Source organism: Bradyrhizobium macuxiense, assembly GCF_001542415.1.
GTDB lineage: Bacteria > Pseudomonadota > Alphaproteobacteria > Rhizobiales > Xanthobacteraceae > Bradyrhizobium > Bradyrhizobium macuxiense.
The window spans coordinates 32,286-47,335 of record NZ_LNCU01000089.1; the positions used below are offsets into that span (position 1 = coordinate 32,286).

Below are 15,050 nucleotides of genomic sequence, written 5' to 3' on the forward strand. Positions count from 1 at the left end.
CCGCCATATCCGCAAGCTTTACCTCACCGAGAACGCCGCAAAACGGCTCGCGGACGAGAATATCGCCACCCGCGTCACGCCGGAAATCGTCCGCCCCAGCGTACTCGACCAGCGGCTCACCCCCGATGCTGTGCACCAGGGCCTGCTCGCGGAGGCCGATCCCCTGCCCTCGCCCGACATCGACACGCTGGCGCAGGAGGGCATCGTGCTGGTGCTCGACCAGATCACCGACCCGCACAATGTCGGCGCCATCATGCGCTCGGCCGCGGCATTTGCGGTGAAGGCGATCGTCACCACCGCGCGCCACAGCCCGGAGGCGACCGGCGTGCTGGCGAAATCCGCGTCCGGCGCGCTCGAGCTGGTGCCGCTGGTCACCGTGCAGAACCTGGCGCGCGCGCTGAACGAATTGAACGAGCGCGGCTTCCAGACCGTCGGTCTCGACAGCCAGGGTGCAGAGGATCTCGGCAAGGTGGAATTGCAGCACCCGCTGGCGCTGGTGCTCGGCGCCGAAGGCAAGGGCCTGCGGCAATTGACGCGCGAGACCTGCCGCGTCGTCGCTCGCCTCGACATGCCCGGCGAGATCAAGAGCCTTAACGTGTCGAACGCGGCCGTGCTTGCTCTCTATATCGGCGCAAGCCGGCTCGGGCTGATGTAGCAAAACGCCCGCTCGCGGGTCGCGAACGGGCGCTGGTCGTCTCGATCGACCGTCGGATCAGTAGTAGCGACGCAGCACGCGGTGGCCGTAGTGATACGGCGCGTAGGCATGGCGCGGCGCGTAGCCGTAACCATAGCCATAGTGCGGGCGGTGATACCACGGGCGATAGTGGTGGTACGCGCGGTGGCCGTAGTGGCGATAGCCGTAATACGGGCGGCCATAACCCTCGCGATAATACGGACGCGGCGCCCAGTCGCCCGGACCGGTATAGGTCGGGCCCTGGTTGACGTAATAGTACTGCTGCGCGGCGCCGGGATAGATGGCGTCCGGGTCGGGCAGACGCTCGGCTGCTCCCCAGCCGGCGTAGCCGCCGCACGGGTTGCAACCCGAATAGCCGTAACCGTAGCCGTAGGTCACGACCGGTGCGGAATAGCCGCAGGGGGTGAAGCCGCACGCCATCGCGGGCGCAGCAGCCATGACCGCAACGGCTGCGATCATTCCTGTAATCATTTGACGCATTACTCTCTCCTGTAGGTGTTTTCGTTGGCGTAGGCTTCTTGAAAGCGATTACGGACTCCGTGGATGAGGCCGCGGGACCGGACGAGGGTCGGAGCGCGAGCCGTTGAACTGCGGCGCGTAGATCACCGGCGGCAGATCGACAGGGGCATTGGACTGCGCCGGCAGCGGCGCCGACTGCGCCGACCACGACTGGTGATAGCTCTCGGCCGGCTGCGGCAATTTGCGGTTCGCCGGCGGCTCGACCTCGAGGCGGCCGTAGCCCGGCATGTGGCCCAGGCTCGGATAGTAGTGGCCGACATTCGGTTCGGGATCGACCGGGCGGCCGCCATAGACCGTCGGCACCATCGATTCGTTGCGGGCGAGGCCCATCGCGCTCTCGACCACGGCGTAGGAAGCGTCGACGCCGTTGATGATGATGGGCACACCGGGGCGACTGGGCACGACGATGTCGAAACCGCCGCCCGCCGACGCCGCTGAAGTCATTCCCGCCAGTATCGCGAGTCCTATGCCGATGCGCATGTCACGCAGGGTCCCGGTTGTTCGAGGTGAAACCTAAAGCAACGCGCGGGCGCAGGGGTTAAGGCCCCGGTTCAAACTGCCGGTAAGCCTAACGCGCAGGCATCCGCGCTCGCTCAATTATGAGGAAACAGGATCAGGAATGGTTAACGCGTACGTCCTGTTGTGTCGGCGCGCCGGGCGAAGGCGCTCGCGTCGATGCGGATCGCAACATGGCGCAATGGATGGCCGCGCCGTCAGGCCACCAGCACGTCGTCGAACAGGCTACGCATCGCCGCCCACGAGCGGCGGTCGGCCAAGGCATTATACAGCGCCGCGCGCATGATCGAGGCGAGATCAGCGCGCAAGCACGTGTCGCCGCAATGGTAGTCGATGTCGCAAGTGTGCGTGCAATCCTCGTCAAGTGAGGGACAAGTCAGGCGCAAGCGGAACTTCACACCAGTTTGATCGCGCGACGAGGCCGGTCAGGAACGGGTGCGAGAGGGCGAGATTAGCACTGGACTACGACAAGAGGAGACTCCCGCATGACGCAACTCAAGGTCCTCGGCGCTGCCGCCGCACTGCTCGCCTCGGCATTCGCGACCTCGGCGATGGCACAGCAGACGATCGGCACTCCGGCCCGCTGCTCGGGTGCAAGCTGCCAGACGATGGCGCCGCGCTCTAGCGGCACCACCTATCACCACCGCACCTACCGGCGCGGTCGCGACTGGCAGAACAGCTACAACCGCTATGACCCCGGCCCCGCGGGCATCGCAGCCGGTGTGGTCGGCGGCGCCGTCGGAACGGCGGCTGCAATCGCCACCGCCCCGTTTGGCGGTCCGGAATACGGTTATACCCCGATGGGCGGCGATGAATATGCGCGGCGGAACGGCTTCGTTTGCACCCCCGGCACCTGGTTCCGCGGCAGCGACGGCCGGCAACATCCCTGCCAATAGCGCAACGCCAAGCGCACCTTGCGAACAAGGCGGCCTCAAGGGCCGCCTTTTCGCTGTCCGGCGAGAGGGCGCGAGCGGCGTGCTCAGACCGTTCTGGTTCTGGCTCTCGCCCGCCAAGTCTGCTATGCGAGCCCGGCAAATCATCCCATTCGCCGGCTTAGCTCAGCGGTAGAGCAGCAGTTTTGTAAACTGAAGGTCGGGGGTTCAATCCCCTCAGCCGGCACCAGCAATTTCTGGATGTTGAGGCGCGCCGGTCCGAACGCGCCGCGGGCGCAAGTAACTCGCTCAATCTTAGAACTCAATCTTAGAAGAAGTGACCAATTCCCTTCGTCAGCAAGAAGAGGCTGGTCGCGGTGACGCTCGATCCCGCCAGGATCGCCAGGACCATCAGCGAGAATCCCAGCCGCCGACCGAAGGCCCTCGACACCGTTTCCGACTGCGCCAACACCGCGGCCATGCCGACCTCAAACCTCGGTCTGGTCGTACCAAGCTTCTCGCTGCCCGCTTTGCCAGGAGCCTCTTTCAGGTTCGTTTTTTGATCCCGGTCCGACACCACGACCTCCCGTCTTCGCCGGTACTCCTCCGCACGGTGCCAGACCGACTTCAGTCAGCAACGCACCGAGGTTTGAGAATTCGCTAACCAATATGGCGCCGCGGCTATTGAGAATTCGCTAGTCGGCCATTACCGCCGAAATGCCCCGTTTTCACGGTTCCGGTCCGCTTTCGTTGCCAAAATGCGGCACCGCAGCCGATATGTTCTCTCTATGTTCTCATGCACATTCATACCCAAATCACCCAATGAGTCGAGTCATATTTCTGAAAAAACGAAATCGCGAAATCGATCAGGAGGTTCCCCGCGCGGGACGTTGTCCATGTTCGAATTCGCTTCAGGTGGCCCAGGCAGCGACCTGGATCGGCCAGTTCGGCCCATAAGCCTTCGCACCGAGAGCGGGCCATTAACGACGACGCGCGAAGCCGTACGAGACGACCCAGCCTGATCTCGACACCATGTCGGCCCGCATCACCTCGTGCTGGCAGGATTCGTGGGGACATCCCCGCAAGATCACGCATGGTCAACATTGCTTCTGCCCTTGCCGGCGAAAAGGGTGTATGCAGGTGGTGGGGTGGGACTCAGCCAATGACCTATTTGATCCTTGCCCGTGATGGCACCAGTCGGATCGTGCTGAAGCGCGAGAGTGAAGACGCGGCCGAGAAGAAGGCACGCGAGCTGAAGGAGATGGGCTGGTTCGAGGTCGAGGTCCGCGAGGACAGGCCAACCGGCATTGTCGCATCGGCGGATCATACGCAAACACTTCAATGAACCTTCGCGGAGCGGCCCTTACTTACTTGTGAGGTGCCACATGTCCGACTCAGCACACTACCGATTCCAGTCCGACCAAGCCAAACGGCTGGCCCGTCAGGTCACGGACGCCGCGGTGCGCGAGAAGCTGCTCGAGATGGCCGAGGAGTACGGCCGCTACGCGGACCTGCTCGAGGCCCAGTTAGCAGACCGAATCCCCGTCGAAACCATCGTCCACCAGCGCTCCATGTAGCCGCTCGCGAATCACCGCGGTGCCGAAGCCGGCGCCTGCGTCCGCCGATGTCACGCCGAGCCCGCGCACCAATCGCACCTGGTCCGGTCGTCGGTACCCCGTTCGTGCTGACATCGATCGTCAAGAGCGACATGGGCTTCGGCCGCTGAGGTGGTGTCACAGTTTTGTCACCTCGCCTGCAAAACGAACGTCTTCGTAAACCATCAACATGGTGGCCACTTGATTCCGCGAGGTTGCTTTGCTGGAATCCGCGCGTTCAAGGTGCGCCATGAAGTGGATGAAAGAACGCGATCTGTTGATCGCGCAGACAATGGCCTTCGTACAGTCGGTGAAGGGCAAACGACCCGACGCCGAGATGATGAGGCCTGCTCCGCAGCCGGCCCTTCCACCGGAGACTCCTACGGAGACCCCGGTCGAGACATCGACGCACGTGATCGAGACACGCGAGACACAGCTACGCGAGATACTCACGCAGGCGGCCGGAGCGCCGGCACGACCGGTGCCGACCGTGTTCGAGATTCCACCTGACGTTGTGCCGGCTCAGGCCGCCGCTGCGACCGTCGCCGAAACTCCCGCCGCAATTGCCTCTGCGACGCCGGACCAGCTGCCTCACTTCGCGAAGCTCGACATCCGCGGAGACTTCGGGTCCGAGGTGCGCGCGCGCGTTGCGGATTTCCGCGCCAACCAGCAGCGCTTCCTGCGCGAGCGCGAAGAGTATTGCAGCTCGACCATGGCCAAGGTGCGCGCCGCGATCCGCGACAACAGCGAGCTGCCGCGCTCCGGCAAGTAGGCGGCCATTTTCTCGATGACATCGTCACGCCCGTGCGAAGCGCGAGGCGCGTCTTCGTGCTTTGCCCGGCCATGATGGCCACGGAAACGCCGGGCGCCAAACTCAGCCGCGATCGATCTTCTCCAGCACCGGCAGCAGGTGCTTCAAGAACTCGCCAGGATTCTCGCTCATCGGGAAATGGCCGAGGCCCTTCATGATGGTGGCCTCAGCTCCGGCGATGCTGTTCGCCACCGTCAGCGTCTCCTCCGGCGTGCAGGAATAGTCGTACTCGCCGGACAACAGGAACAGCGGGCAACGCCTGGTGTCGATCTCGGCGACACGGGCGCGGATGTCGCCATCGATCTTGTAGAAATAGAGATCGCCTTTGAACACGCCGGGCCCGCTTTGCATGTAGTGCCACAGCGTCTCCCGCTTCTCCCGCTCCGGCGCATCGGGTCCGACCAGACCCGAGACGATTGCGGCTGCCACCTCGCCGCCATGCACGTCTGGCCGGTACAGGAAATTCAGGTCGTAATAGGGATCGACATGCGCGCCGGCCTGCAGGCCGATGATGGCGCGGAAGCGTTCGGGATGTTCGAGCGCCAGATGCAGCGCGATGCGGCCGCCAATCGAGCAGCCGATCGCGATCGGCCTGTCGAGCTCGAGCGCATCGATGACGGCCAGGATCATCGTCGTGTATTGGGCCGAGGTGAGCTGATACTCCTCGTCGTGCCACCCTTCCGGCGGCGACGACTTGCCGTGCCAGGGCATGTCGAAGGCGATGACGCGGTGATTGCGCGTGACGCGCGGATCGTTCATCAGGCCGCGATATTGCCGGCCGTCGCTGCCGGCAGTGTGCAGGCAGACCAGCGGTGTCCCCTCGCCGGCCTCCTCGACATAGATGCGATGCGCGCGGCCGAACAGGTCGAGATGCATGTAGCGGCCGATGATCGGTTCGAACCTCGCGCTCATGCGGCAACTCCCTCGCGACGCAGCTTGCCGAGCGCCTCCTTGAAGTACCGCAGGTTCGCCATGAAGACCTTGAGGTCGCCCTCGGCCTTCAGCACGCGGCGCTTGATCAGCGCCATCAGGTCGTTCGAGCCCGGCGGTGGCCGGTGCTCGCAGAACCTGTCCCACTCCGCCTCGGAGGTGCGCAGCGCAAAGCACGACGACGGCATCACGAACGGCCCCTTCGTCACCGAGAGGATGCGGCCCTCATGGATCGCAATCAGCCAGCCCGCCTCGCCGATCTCGAGCAGGAACGTCGTCGTGAGAAACCGTCCGCGTCGCAGCAGCCCCGCGTCGGCATTGACCCGTTCCTTCAGCGTTTCGATCATGTTCGCTCCACCCGGCGGTGGCCCATCGCCGGTCAGGCGAAGTGCTCTTGTTATCGTGACGATGATGGAGGGAATGGCTGGACCGTCAATCGTCCGGACGTCGGGCAGCCACGGCATTTTCGCGTGGGTTAGAAGATCTTCAGCGAATGGGCGGCAGAACGAGAATTTAGAGCCAGGCCCAGACCAACGCCACGTTCGCAGCGCAGGCTGCCAGCAGCGCAACCGCCAGCGCGAATTGCACGCGTTCATTCGGGGTCTGCAGGATCGCTCTCATGGGCGGAGCATCCGGCGATTCTACCCGGGGAGTCCCGGGGATTCTTTTTCGCGGGATTTACCACCCGTTAAGGACTCAGGGCCTTCAGCGGAAATGACCGAAATGGCTCACAATTTCAATGACTTCCACAGTCATCGCTCACGGTTCCGTGATCAGAACATTGATACGTCCAGCTGAACCTCTTCACCGCTACCTGCGTTGTCGGCTTTTGGGGGAGCGACGACGAATGCCTTACGCGCTGTTCTATCAGGACGCCAAGCTCAGCAAGGCCTATCCGACCGAGGCTGACGTCTGGAACCTCGCCAGGAAGTCCGGTCTGGTGGTCGATGCCGTCTCGGACGAGGAAAGGCGCTCGCCCCGTCCGATCTTGGACAACGACTACGAGATCCGTCCCTGCCAGCTCGACCCGAACGAAGATCCGGACCAGAACAAGGCGGATGCCGATCGCGAAGCGCGTACCGAACCGCGGTTGAATTAGGGACGTCTGTACGTCCCGGGCATCTGGGCGGGCCCGGGTCGAGTGTTGCGGTGCGCGCGGTCGCTACGGCGTCGCCGTCGCGAGCGAGGCCTGCTCGGAGGCGAGCGACACGCAGACTTTCCGCCGATGCAGCCCACGGATCGCGCCGGTTACCTTGAGCACCTTGCCGGACGGGCAGGACGCATCCTGCACGAGCACGATCTCATAGGGCGCGAGGATCAAGGGTTCGGATTTCAGGACAGTCTGGGCGAAGCACGGCACGGAGACCGCAGAGAGAATGAGCCCTAACGCAACGTTACGCATGTTGTCTGTCCACCAGCCCCAGCACGCGCATAATAACGCATGACGATGAAAGTTCCGTGCAATGCAGGAATTATTTTTTGCATTGCACGGCTGCCGCCGGGAAGCACGCGACATGCGCTGTCACGGTAAATAAAAAGGCCGGCGTGAAGCCGGCCTTTTCGCATTCAAATGGACTGACGATCAGTAGTTGCTGCCGACCGGGCCACCCCAGCCGAAGCGGTAATTGATACCCAGCTTGACGGTGTGTTCGTCGTTCCGGAAGCTCGCGCCGACGATGTCGGACGGGCCGCCCGTGAAGGTGGTCTTGCCGAAATTGTAGTACTGGTACTCGGCCTTGGCCGACCAGTTCGGGGCGAACATGTATTCGAGGCCGGCGCCGACCGTGTAGCCGTTCTGGTGGTTGCCGTCGGTGGTGAAGGCGACCGGCACACCGCCAACCGCAGCGTTGATGTTGTTGCTGTCGCGCCAGGCATAACCGCCCTTGGCGTAGAGCAGCGTCGGACCCCAGGTGTAGCCGAGCCGGCCCGTGACCGAACCGATCTGGTCGGTATTGCCGGTCACGACCGTACCGCCCGGAAACACCAGACCATTGTTCGATGAGCTGGGCAGCCAGCTATACTGTGCTTCGATACCCATCACCCAGTTCGGCGCGAACTGATAGTCGAAACCACCCTGCACGCCTCCCATGAAGCGCGCGTCGCTGCCCATTAAATTGTTGCCGTCGGTGAACGCGCCGCCGACGTGGCCGCCGATATAGAAACCGGTCCAGTTGTAGACGACCGCGGGCGCAGTATAGGGCGGCGGCGCCTTGGTATAGGTTCGGGCCGGCATGTCAGCCGCAAGCGCCGGGCTCGCAAGAGCGGCCAGGGCGACGGTGCCGAGCAGAAACTTCTTCATTTTCGATCCCCGTTACGAACGTTGCGCTATCAACCCAAACAACGTGACCTGAATTAGGTTGCTTTGGGGCAATGCCGCAGCCGTGATGTTCCCGTGCTGTGATACAGCGGCAACAACGGCCGTTTGTTCCTGATCACAGAAGATTTTTAATCGGTTACGCGATCACACTGCACCTAACGGAAGTCGCAAATACCTAAATTCTGGTTCAAAGCTCCCCGAAAAGTGATCCGCCTTGCTACGGCTGCGATCATCCGGAGGGAGCCTGCTACCGCGACATATTGCCCAGTTCGGCAAACGGCCCGTAGGTCACGCCGGCGCAAGGCTCCGCGGAATTTTCGATGATGCGGTCGAGCCGGCCATCGACGAAGAGAACGCCGCGCTCGCGGGCCGGACGGTAGCTGCCGTCGATGTCCTTTGCGCTGTAGCGCAGGCACACCACGTAACGCAGGCGTCCGCCCACCGTGCGCTGCACCGGCTCGGCGATGGCGCCGTCATGCACGCCGACCGGATTGTTCAGGTAGGTCCGCATGAACGCCAGGATCTCCGCCCGGTAATTGGCCGGAAACGGCTGTTCGGTCACACCGCGATCGGAGGTGAAGGAGATCGGTCCGCTGTCGTCGCCGCCACCGGCACAGCCGGCAAGCCCGATCGACAGCAGCAGCATCGCCGCCAGTTTAGCTGAAATCCCCAAGCGTCGCGGTCCCATGATCCCCGTCCCGATCTCATAGACCGCCCGGCGCCGGAATGGAATTCGCAACTCGGTTATCCCGGGGCCCCAAATGGGGCCCAAAACACACCGGCCCGCCGCCATTGGGGAAGCAATGGCGAACGGGCCGGCTCTGACATCCGCTGGCGCGGCGGGGCAATGTAGATCGAGACCACGCCCGCGGATCAGTTTCAGCCGCGCTTGGCCGGCGCGACGTGCTTGCTCGCAACCTTGGCCCGCACATGGTGCTTCGGCGACTTCACCTTCAGCATGCCCATGTGCTTGTGGTCGCGATGATGACGATAGTGATGACGGCCCATCTTCGCGTTGGCGTTCCGGACCTTCGACGGCACCTGCTCGCTCTTGATCACGGGCGCGGCCTTGGTCGCCGGCGCAGGCGTGGTCACGGGTGCGGGAGTGGTGGCGGTCTTGCCCTGCTCGGCAGCGAAGGCCGGGGCAGCGATGACGGACATGGCGAGCAGCGCTGCAGAAATCGTCTTCAACATGGTGGTCTCCTCTTCCACGGGATCGGGAGGTACCCGGCCGGATGGTCGGCCTCGTCGATCAATGGAGGCCACCCTAGAGACGGCGCACTGAACCCGTCCTGAAGGGGACTGACGGTGTTCATTCATGTGAATGAAATCTTTGTCATGCGCCGCGCCGCCCGACATCACGGGGAATCGAGCGGCCGTCGGGAATGTTCCGGTGCTCCGGGTGTTCAAGTCGACAGGCTTCGGTGTACGATTACCGAGCGCGATCAGGAACGATCAGGAGCGACCAGGAATGAGCAAGACGACACGGTTTTTGACCCTCGCAGTGCTCTCTTTGGCCCTTGCGGGCGGTCCCGTCATCAAGGCTTACGCCGCGGGCAGCGACGAACCCTCCCCGCCGGCCTCCGACAGCGGCAAAGGCAAGGCGACCAAGAAAACCAAGAAGGACAAGAGCTCGTCGATCGACGATCCGAAGTTCCTGGCCGGTTATCACACCGCCTACGACACGATCTACAATCACCACGACTACGCCGCCGCGATCGAGCAGCTGAAGGCGCTCGGCCAGCCGGATCGCGCCGACGTCGCCAATCTAATCGGCTATTCCTACCGCAAGCTCGGCGACTACAAGGTCTCGCAGATCTGGTACGAGCGCGCGCTCAAGGCTGATCCCAACCATGTGCGCACCTGGCAGTATTATGGCCTCTGGCAGCTCGAGCAGGGCAACCGCGACCAGGCGGAATATCATCTGAACCGTATCGCGCAGCTCGCCGGCACCAACAGCGAGGAGTATCGCTCGCTCGCCGCGGCCCTCGAGAAGCCGCCGGGCACCGGCCTCGTCTACTGAGCAAATACGTCTCGATGAATCGAGCCGGCGCGGTCGCAATGACAGCGCCGGCTTTTCGTTATAGCGTGGTTGCGGTCAGTGCGATCATGCGCCGGCGGCGGCCGAGAACGAGCAGCATGGCAAGCGCGCCGGTCGAACACAGCATATTCCTATGCGGCCCGTGGCGCGCTCGAAAGGTCTTGGCTAACCGATAGCAAATGACGCGACGATGACCGGCAACCGCCTGCCCCGATCACGGGAGCGGCACTCCCAGTCGGGAACGGCCGTGCCGCTCCCGGCGGAGAGGCCCGTGATGAGGTTTATGGATAATGCTCGTTGCGCCGGTCGGTCTTCGGTCCGCGATTCACACCGACCGTATTGCCCGACGCTCCCGCATCCGGCTTGGCCGGACGCGCCGCCTTCTCGATCGGCGGNGGGCCGCTGTCGCCGGTCTTCTTGTCGCGGTTCAGCGCCTGGCCGGTCGTCGTGACATTGGGGCCCTGTCCACCTCCCGCGGGGCCGCCGGCGGACGGGCCGGAGCTCTGAGCCAACACGGTTCCCGACAGCATGAGTGCTGCTATCAGCATGACCGCGGCGTGGACTTGCATGGAGAGGCCTTTCTGTGCGCTGGGATGCACGGCAACGCACAAAGACCCATCGCGTTCCTGTGATACAGCCAATGAATGCATTTCCGGTCGGGCAGAGTTAACGTCCGCCGATCACCCGCGGACGCATGCAACTCGTCTCCACCCTGACCTGCCCGACCTGCGGCCATGCCGCCACCGAGACCATGCCGACCGACGCCTGCCAGTTGTTTTACGACTGCAAGGGCTGCGGCGCCCGCCTCAAGCCCAAGGCCGGCGACTGCTGCGTGTTCTGCTCCTACGGATCCGTGCCCTGCCCTCCGGTCCAGGCGAACGGAAAGAGTTGTGGCGAAGCCGCCTGCTGCGGCGGGTAGAGGCCCGGCTGAAAACGCCGGGAACGGCCGGCATCGCGCTCCGTGAACCGCGCGATGCCGGCCGTAGCGTCACTTCACCTTCTGGATCCCGGTCACGGTGTAGCCGGCGTCGCCACCTTCGGCTTCGAACCGCACCTTGTCGCCGACCTTGACCTGCTTCAGCATCGCCGGATCCTTGACGCGGTAGACCATCGTCATCGGCTCGTCCATGCCGAGACTCTTGGCCGGTCCGTGCTTGAGCGTGATCTTGCCGGCGCTCTCGTCGATCTTCTTGACCTCGCCATTGATCGCCGCGCCCTGGGCGAATGCCGAGCCCCATGTCAGCGCCAGCGCGAGCGGGATCGCGGCTACAGTCCGGATGATCCTGTTCATCGGTGATGTCCTTTCCCTTCTTGGTCTCATTTCACGATGACGCGACCGGTCATCCCATAGTCGCGATGATCGGGGATCAGGCACGAATATTCGAACGTTCCGACCTTGGTGAACTTCCACAGAATTTCCGCGCTCTTCTTCGGCGCCACGCGAACGCCGTTCGGATCGTCATGTTCCATGTGCGGATGCTTCTTCATCACTTCGGCATGCTTCAAATTCTCTTCGGTGGTTGCGAGCAGGAATTCATGATCTTCGGTGCCGGCATTGTGGATCACGAAGCGAATCTGCTCGCCGCGCGCCGCCTCAATCCGGAACGGGGTGAACTCCATCTCCTTCATCTCGACCTCGATGGTGCGCGACGGCTTGCTCGGATCGCCGGGCTCGCCGGCCGAATAGGATTCGTGACTGTGTTTCTCGTGACCGCGGGACGGCGCCGCGGTGATCGACAGCGCGATGAGAGCGATGCCGATCCTGGTGAAATGGTTCATGGGATTCTCCATTTGGGTTTGTTGCGGACGACTGACTTGATCGAACTACATCTTCATCCCCTTCATTGACGGCTTGCCCTTGTGCTCCACAGGCGCCGGCAGCGGCTGGCGCGCGGGCTCGGCGGCCGGCGCCTCGACCTCATAGGCGACGGTGCCCGCCGGATATTTGTAGGGACCGGGATCTGTGTAATCGTCGCGGCCGAGCCCCTCGCGGATCTTCATCACCGTGAACATGCCGCCCATCTCGATCGGTCCGAACTGACCGGTGCCGGTCATCATCGGCAACGTGTTGTCGGGCGCCGGCATCTCCATTTTGCCCATCGCCATGCCGGTCGACCCCATCACCATCGCGTCGGGCGCGAGCTTGCCGGCCGCCTTTGCGAGGTCCTTGCGCGACACACCGATGAAATTCCTGACGTCGTGACCCATCGCGTTCATGGTGTGGTGCGACTTGTGGCAATGGAACGCCCAGTCGCCCGGATTGTCGGCGAGCATGTCGAAGGCCCTGACCGCACCGACCGGCACGTCGGTCGTGGTCTCCGGATATTGCGCCGACACCGGCACCCAGCCGCCATCGGTGCACGTCACCGCGAAATTGTGCCCATGCACGTGGATCGGATGGTTGGTCATGGTGAGATTTCCGATGCGGACGCGTATCTTGTCGCCGAGCCGGATCGGCATCGGATCGATGCCGGGATAGACGCGGCTGTTCCACGTCCACATGTTGAAGTCGGTCATCTCGTTGACCTTCGGCAGATAGGTGCCGGGATCAATCAAATACGAGCTCATGATGAAGACGAAGTCGCGGTCCACGGGGCGGAACGCGGGATCGCGCGGGTGCACGATGAACATGCCCATCATACCCATTGCCATCTGCACCATCTCGTCGGAATGCGGGTGGTACATGAAGGTCCCGCTGTTCTTCAGCTCGAACTCGTAGACGAAGGTCTTGCCTGGCTTGATGTGCGGCTGGCTGAGACCACCAACGCCATCCATGCCGCTGGGCACGATCATGCCGTGCCAATGCACCGTGGTGTGCTCCGGCAATTTGTTGGTGACGAAGATGCGGACCTTGTCGCCCTCGACCGCCTCGATGGTCGGTCCCGGCGCCTGGCCGTTGTAGCCCCACAGATTGGCCTTCATGCCGTCGGCGAACTCGCGCACGACAGGCTCGGCGACGAGGTGGAATTCCTTCCAGTCGCCGTTCATCCGCCACGGCAGCGACCAGCCGTTCAGCGTGACCACCGGCCGATAGTCCGGCCCGCTGGCCGGGTGCAGTGNACCGCCTTGTCCATGGTCGGCGCTTCCGGAATGGCGGCGGCCTGGACGCGGCCGTTGACCGCGCTGGCCGTGACCAGCGCGGCGGTACCCAGAAATCCTCGTCGTGAATACATCTCGCTGTCTCCTTCAATGCGCGCCGCCGGCCGCGGGCTGCGCCGCCGAGGCCGTGGCTGATGGTGTCGATGGCGTTCCCTCCGATCCGCCGCCGTTGATCGCGGTCTGCAGATCGGACTGCGCGAGCCAGAAATCGCGCTTGGCGTCGATCGCCCCACGCAATGATGTGAGGCGCTGCCGCGCTTCGGTCAGCAGCGCGAATACGTCGACCTGCATGCTGGAGAAGCGCAGCTGCATCTCCTCGGTGATGATCTGGCGCAACGGCAGCACCTCGCGCTGATAGTGGCTCGCGATGTCGTAGGTGGAGCGATAGGTGCGATAGGCGTCGCGTGCCTCGGAGCGCACGTTGATCGCCTTCTCGGTCAGGCGGTTGACGGCCTGCCGATAGGTCTCCGCCGCCTGGCGGACGCGCACCTCGCCGCCATCGAAGATCGGAATCTGGAACTGGACGTCGAAGCCACGCTCCCTGAACGGCGTGGTCTCGGGATCGCGGGTGCGCCTGTCGATGCCGGCGATATCGAGCAGCGTGACGAAACGCGTCGCCTCGGTGAGGTCGAGCGACTTGGCGAGCGCGACGAGCTCCATGCGGGCGATCTGCAGATCGACGCGGTGACCGACCGCGGCGATCTCGATCGACGGCTGGTCCAGCGGCCGCCGCGGCAGCGCCGGCAGCTTGCCCGGAATGCGGAATCCGAGATCGCCGCCCCAGAGTCCCATCAACCGCGCCAGCCGCTCGCGCGAACTTGCCGCGTTCTGCCTGATGCTCGCCAGATCGGTCGTGATCTCGGCATAGAACACCTGCTCGCGGGCCTGGTCGAGCTTGTTCATGGCCCCGGTCTCGCCGAGCTTCTTCGCAAGTTGCGCGGTCGACTCGGCGGTCGTCTTCGCATCTGTCAGCAGCGCGACCGTCTCGTTGGCGGCGACCGCAGCGAACCAGGCCCGTCGCACCTCGGCAGCGAGCCGCAAGGTGGCGAGCGCCGCCCTGAGCTGCGCCTGGCGGAAGCGCTCGCGGGCGATCTCGGAGCGTGCCGGCAATGTCGCCAGCGCAAGAATGTCGCCCACGACCTGGCGCTCGACCTCGCTCGCGCCGTTTCCGGATATGCGCGAGATGGAGAATGTCGGGTTCGGCGGCAGGCTGTCGGCGACGAGATCGGTCTCCGCCAGCGCCAGCTCGTTATAGGCGGCCTGCAATCCCTTGTTGTTGAGCAGCGCGACCTGCACCGCGGCATCGGCGGTCAGGCTGCGCGCCAGCAACGGCTTCACCGCGGCATCGACGGTTGCGGCCTCATCAGCGGAACGAACGAAGGCGACGTCCTTGCCGATGGTTCTTTGGGTCACGTCAGAGACGGCGGTCATGCCGCCATCGGGCGAGAATGACGCGCAGGCCGAAAGGCCGGAGGCCGCGAGCAGCAGCCATGGCGCGATGATCAGATGTCGCATGGCGCCCTCCTAATGATCCGACGCAGGCGGCGGCGTCACACGGTCGTTGCGCTCGCGCCACGGCTGCGGGGTCGACGGACGCAGGCTGGTGTAGGGCGCGATCGTCGAGCGGTAGCCGACAGCGGCCTGCCCCGCCGACGG

21 protein-coding genes and 1 tRNA gene are annotated in these 15,050 nt (G+C 63.9%); 9 read left to right on the forward strand and 13 right to left on the reverse strand.

What is annotated here, in order from left to right:
* The coding region (locus AS156_RS26600) for a TrmH family RNA methyltransferase (protein WP_066511037.1) at positions 1-655 on the forward strand (655 nt) is incomplete at its 5' end.
* A 57-nt stretch (positions 656-712) separates the two neighbouring features.
* Here AS156_RS26600 and AS156_RS26605 read toward each other — a convergent pair.
* Together AS156_RS26605 and AS156_RS26610 are read right to left on the reverse strand one after the other, a co-directional pair.
* A complete protein-coding gene (locus AS156_RS26605) occupies positions 713-1,174 on the reverse strand; it encodes a hypothetical protein (RefSeq protein WP_136626444.1) in 462 nt (153 codons plus the stop codon).
* A gap of 48 nt (positions 1,175-1,222) precedes the next feature.
* Positions 1,223-1,693 (reverse strand): hypothetical protein, encoded by a 471-nt coding sequence (locus AS156_RS26610; RefSeq protein ID WP_066510718.1) that lies wholly within the window; start codon positions 1,691-1,693, stop codon positions 1,223-1,225.
* A gap of 521 nt (positions 1,694-2,214) precedes the next feature.
* Here AS156_RS26610 and AS156_RS26615 point away from each other — a divergent pair.
* Positions 2,215-2,625: a hypothetical protein gene (locus tag AS156_RS26615; protein ID WP_066510720.1), complete on the forward strand. Its 411-nt coding sequence runs from the start codon at positions 2,215-2,217 to the stop codon at positions 2,623-2,625.
* A 151-nt stretch (positions 2,626-2,776) separates the two neighbouring features.
* A tRNA-Thr gene (locus tag AS156_RS26620) sits at positions 2,777-2,851 on the forward strand.
* A gap of 78 nt (positions 2,852-2,929) precedes the next feature.
* Here AS156_RS26620 and AS156_RS42370 read toward each other — a convergent pair.
* Positions 2,930-3,178 carry a hypothetical protein gene (locus AS156_RS42370; RefSeq protein ID WP_136626445.1) on the reverse strand — a complete coding sequence of 83 codons (249 nt, stop codon included), beginning with the start codon at positions 3,176-3,178 and terminating at the stop codon, positions 2,930-2,932.
* A 585-nt stretch (positions 3,179-3,763) separates the two neighbouring features.
* Here AS156_RS42370 and AS156_RS26625 point away from each other — a divergent pair.
* The 3 genes from AS156_RS26625 to AS156_RS26635 all read left to right on the forward strand — a co-directional run bounded on the left by AS156_RS26625 (position 3,764) and on the right by AS156_RS26635 (position 4,968).
* Entirely contained in the window at positions 3,764-3,946 is a 183-nt protein-coding gene (locus AS156_RS26625) for a hypothetical protein (protein WP_066510722.1), read from the forward strand.
* 40 nt (positions 3,947-3,986) lie between these two features.
* A complete protein-coding gene (locus AS156_RS26630; RefSeq protein WP_066510729.1) occupies positions 3,987-4,178 on the forward strand; it encodes a hypothetical protein in 192 nt (63 codons plus the stop codon).
* A 268-nt stretch (positions 4,179-4,446) separates the two neighbouring features.
* Positions 4,447-4,968, forward strand: a complete 522-nt coding sequence (locus tag AS156_RS26635) for a hypothetical protein (RefSeq protein ID WP_066510732.1) — start codon at positions 4,447-4,449, stop codon at positions 4,966-4,968.
* A 102-nt stretch (positions 4,969-5,070) separates the two neighbouring features.
* Here AS156_RS26635 and AS156_RS26640 read toward each other — a convergent pair whose 3' ends face one another.
* The gene (locus tag AS156_RS26640; RefSeq protein WP_066510734.1) at positions 5,071-5,919 is read right to left on the reverse strand and encodes an alpha/beta fold hydrolase; all 849 of its coding nucleotides are present in this window, start codon (positions 5,917-5,919) and stop codon (positions 5,071-5,073) included.
* Entirely contained in the window at positions 5,916-6,284 is a 369-nt protein-coding gene (locus AS156_RS26645) for a hypothetical protein (protein ID WP_066511040.1), read from the reverse strand. Before AS156_RS26645 ends, AS156_RS26640 begins: the two co-directional genes overlap by 4 nt.
* A gap of 500 nt (positions 6,285-6,784) precedes the next feature.
* On the opposite strand from AS156_RS26645, the gene AS156_RS26650 reads away from it, so the two are divergent.
* Entirely contained in the window at positions 6,785-7,036 is a 252-nt protein-coding gene (locus AS156_RS26650; protein ID WP_066510737.1) for a hypothetical protein, read from the forward strand.
* A 63-nt stretch (positions 7,037-7,099) separates the two neighbouring features.
* Here AS156_RS26650 and AS156_RS26655 read toward each other — a convergent pair whose 3' ends face one another.
* From AS156_RS26655 to AS156_RS26670, 4 genes are all read right to left on the reverse strand, one after another.
* The gene (locus AS156_RS26655; RefSeq protein ID WP_066510738.1) at positions 7,100-7,339 is read right to left on the reverse strand and encodes a DUF6719 family protein; all 240 of its coding nucleotides are present in this window, start codon (positions 7,337-7,339) and stop codon (positions 7,100-7,102) included.
* 180 nt (positions 7,340-7,519) lie between these two features.
* Positions 7,520-8,236 (reverse strand): outer membrane protein, encoded by a 717-nt coding sequence (locus AS156_RS26660; RefSeq protein WP_066510740.1) that lies wholly within the window; start codon positions 8,234-8,236, stop codon positions 7,520-7,522.
* Positions 8,237-8,501: 265 nt separating this feature from the next.
* On the reverse strand, positions 8,502-8,900 hold the full coding sequence (locus AS156_RS26665; protein WP_245313078.1) for a hypothetical protein: 399 nt from the start codon (positions 8,898-8,900) through the stop codon (positions 8,502-8,504).
* A gap of 233 nt (positions 8,901-9,133) precedes the next feature.
* Positions 9,134-9,448 (reverse strand): His-rich protein BRANT, encoded by a 315-nt coding sequence (locus AS156_RS26670; RefSeq protein ID WP_066511047.1) that lies wholly within the window; start codon positions 9,446-9,448, stop codon positions 9,134-9,136.
* Positions 9,449-9,725: 277 nt separating this feature from the next.
* On the opposite strand from AS156_RS26670, the gene AS156_RS26675 reads away from it, so the two are divergent.
* Positions 9,726-10,277 (forward strand): tetratricopeptide repeat protein, encoded by a 552-nt coding sequence (locus AS156_RS26675; protein WP_066510743.1) that lies wholly within the window; start codon positions 9,726-9,728, stop codon positions 10,275-10,277.
* 712 nt (positions 10,278-10,989) lie between these two features.
* Positions 10,990-11,214, forward strand: coding sequence for a GDCCVxC domain-containing (seleno)protein (locus AS156_RS26685; RefSeq protein ID WP_066510750.1), 225 nt, complete (start codon positions 10,990-10,992; stop codon positions 11,212-11,214).
* A 69-nt stretch (positions 11,215-11,283) separates the two neighbouring features.
* Here AS156_RS26685 and AS156_RS26690 read toward each other — a convergent pair whose 3' ends face one another.
* From AS156_RS26690 to AS156_RS26705, 4 genes are all read right to left on the reverse strand, one after another.
* The gene (locus tag AS156_RS26690) at positions 11,284-11,586 is read right to left on the reverse strand and encodes a copper-binding protein (RefSeq protein WP_066510752.1); all 303 of its coding nucleotides are present in this window, start codon (positions 11,584-11,586) and stop codon (positions 11,284-11,286) included.
* Positions 11,587-11,612: 26 nt separating this feature from the next.
* On the reverse strand, positions 11,613-12,074 hold the full coding sequence (locus AS156_RS26695) for a cupredoxin domain-containing protein (protein WP_245313079.1): 462 nt from the start codon (positions 12,072-12,074) through the stop codon (positions 11,613-11,615).
* Between the two features lie 45 nt (positions 12,075-12,119).
* The coding region (locus tag AS156_RS26700; protein WP_245313080.1) for a multicopper oxidase family protein at positions 12,120-13,354 on the reverse strand (1,235 nt) is incomplete at its 5' end.
* Positions 13,355-13,481: 127 nt separating this feature from the next.
* On the reverse strand, positions 13,482-14,909 hold the full coding sequence (locus AS156_RS26705) for a TolC family protein (RefSeq protein ID WP_066510760.1): 1,428 nt from the start codon (positions 14,907-14,909) through the stop codon (positions 13,482-13,484).
* Between the last annotated feature and the right edge of the window lie 141 nt (positions 14,910-15,050).

Coding starts and splice junctions, on each gene's coding strand:
- AS156_RS26605 (WP_136626444.1), bottom strand. CDS start 1,174: ATGCGTCAAATGATTACAGGAATGATCGCAGCCGTTGCGGTCATGGCT.
- AS156_RS26610 (WP_066510718.1), bottom strand. CDS start 1,693: ATGCGCATCGGCATAGGACTCGCGATACTGGCGGGAATGACTTCAGCG.
- AS156_RS26615 (WP_066510720.1), top strand. CDS start 2,215: ATGACGCAACTCAAGGTCCTCGGCGCTGCCGCCGCACTGCTCGCCTCG.
- AS156_RS26625 (WP_066510722.1), top strand. CDS start 3,764: ATGACCTATTTGATCCTTGCCCGTGATGGCACCAGTCGGATCGTGCTG.
- AS156_RS26630 (WP_066510729.1), top strand. CDS start 3,987: ATGTCCGACTCAGCACACTACCGATTCCAGTCCGACCAAGCCAAACGG.
- AS156_RS26635 (WP_066510732.1), top strand. CDS start 4,447: ATGAAGTGGATGAAAGAACGCGATCTGTTGATCGCGCAGACAATGGCC.
- AS156_RS26640 (WP_066510734.1), bottom strand. CDS start 5,919: ATGAGCGCGAGGTTCGAACCGATCATCGGCCGCTACATGCATCTCGAC.
- AS156_RS26645 (WP_066511040.1), bottom strand. CDS start 6,284: ATGATCGAAACGCTGAAGGAACGGGTCAATGCCGACGCGGGGCTGCTG.
- AS156_RS26650 (WP_066510737.1), top strand. CDS start 6,785: ATGCCTTACGCGCTGTTCTATCAGGACGCCAAGCTCAGCAAGGCCTAT.
- AS156_RS26655 (WP_066510738.1), bottom strand. CDS start 7,339: ATGCGTAACGTTGCGTTAGGGCTCATTCTCTCTGCGGTCTCCGTGCCG.
- AS156_RS26660 (WP_066510740.1), bottom strand. CDS start 8,236: ATGAAGAAGTTTCTGCTCGGCACCGTCGCCCTGGCCGCTCTTGCGAGC.
- AS156_RS26665 (WP_245313078.1), bottom strand. CDS start 8,900: ATGCTGCTGCTGTCGATCGGGCTTGCCGGCTGTGCCGGTGGCGGCGAC.
- AS156_RS26670 (WP_066511047.1), bottom strand. CDS start 9,448: ATGTTGAAGACGATTTCTGCAGCGCTGCTCGCCATGTCCGTCATCGCT.
- AS156_RS26675 (WP_066510743.1), top strand. CDS start 9,726: ATGAGCAAGACGACACGGTTTTTGACCCTCGCAGTGCTCTCTTTGGCC.
- AS156_RS26685 (WP_066510750.1), top strand. CDS start 10,990: ATGCAACTCGTCTCCACCCTGACCTGCCCGACCTGCGGCCATGCCGCC.
- AS156_RS26690 (WP_066510752.1), bottom strand. CDS start 11,586: ATGAACAGGATCATCCGGACTGTAGCCGCGATCCCGCTCGCGCTGGCG.
- AS156_RS26695 (WP_245313079.1), bottom strand. CDS start 12,074: ATGAACCATTTCACCAGGATCGGCATCGCTCTCATCGCGCTGTCGATC.
- AS156_RS26705 (WP_066510760.1), bottom strand. CDS start 14,909: ATGCGACATCTGATCATCGCGCCATGGCTGCTGCTCGCGGCCTCCGGC.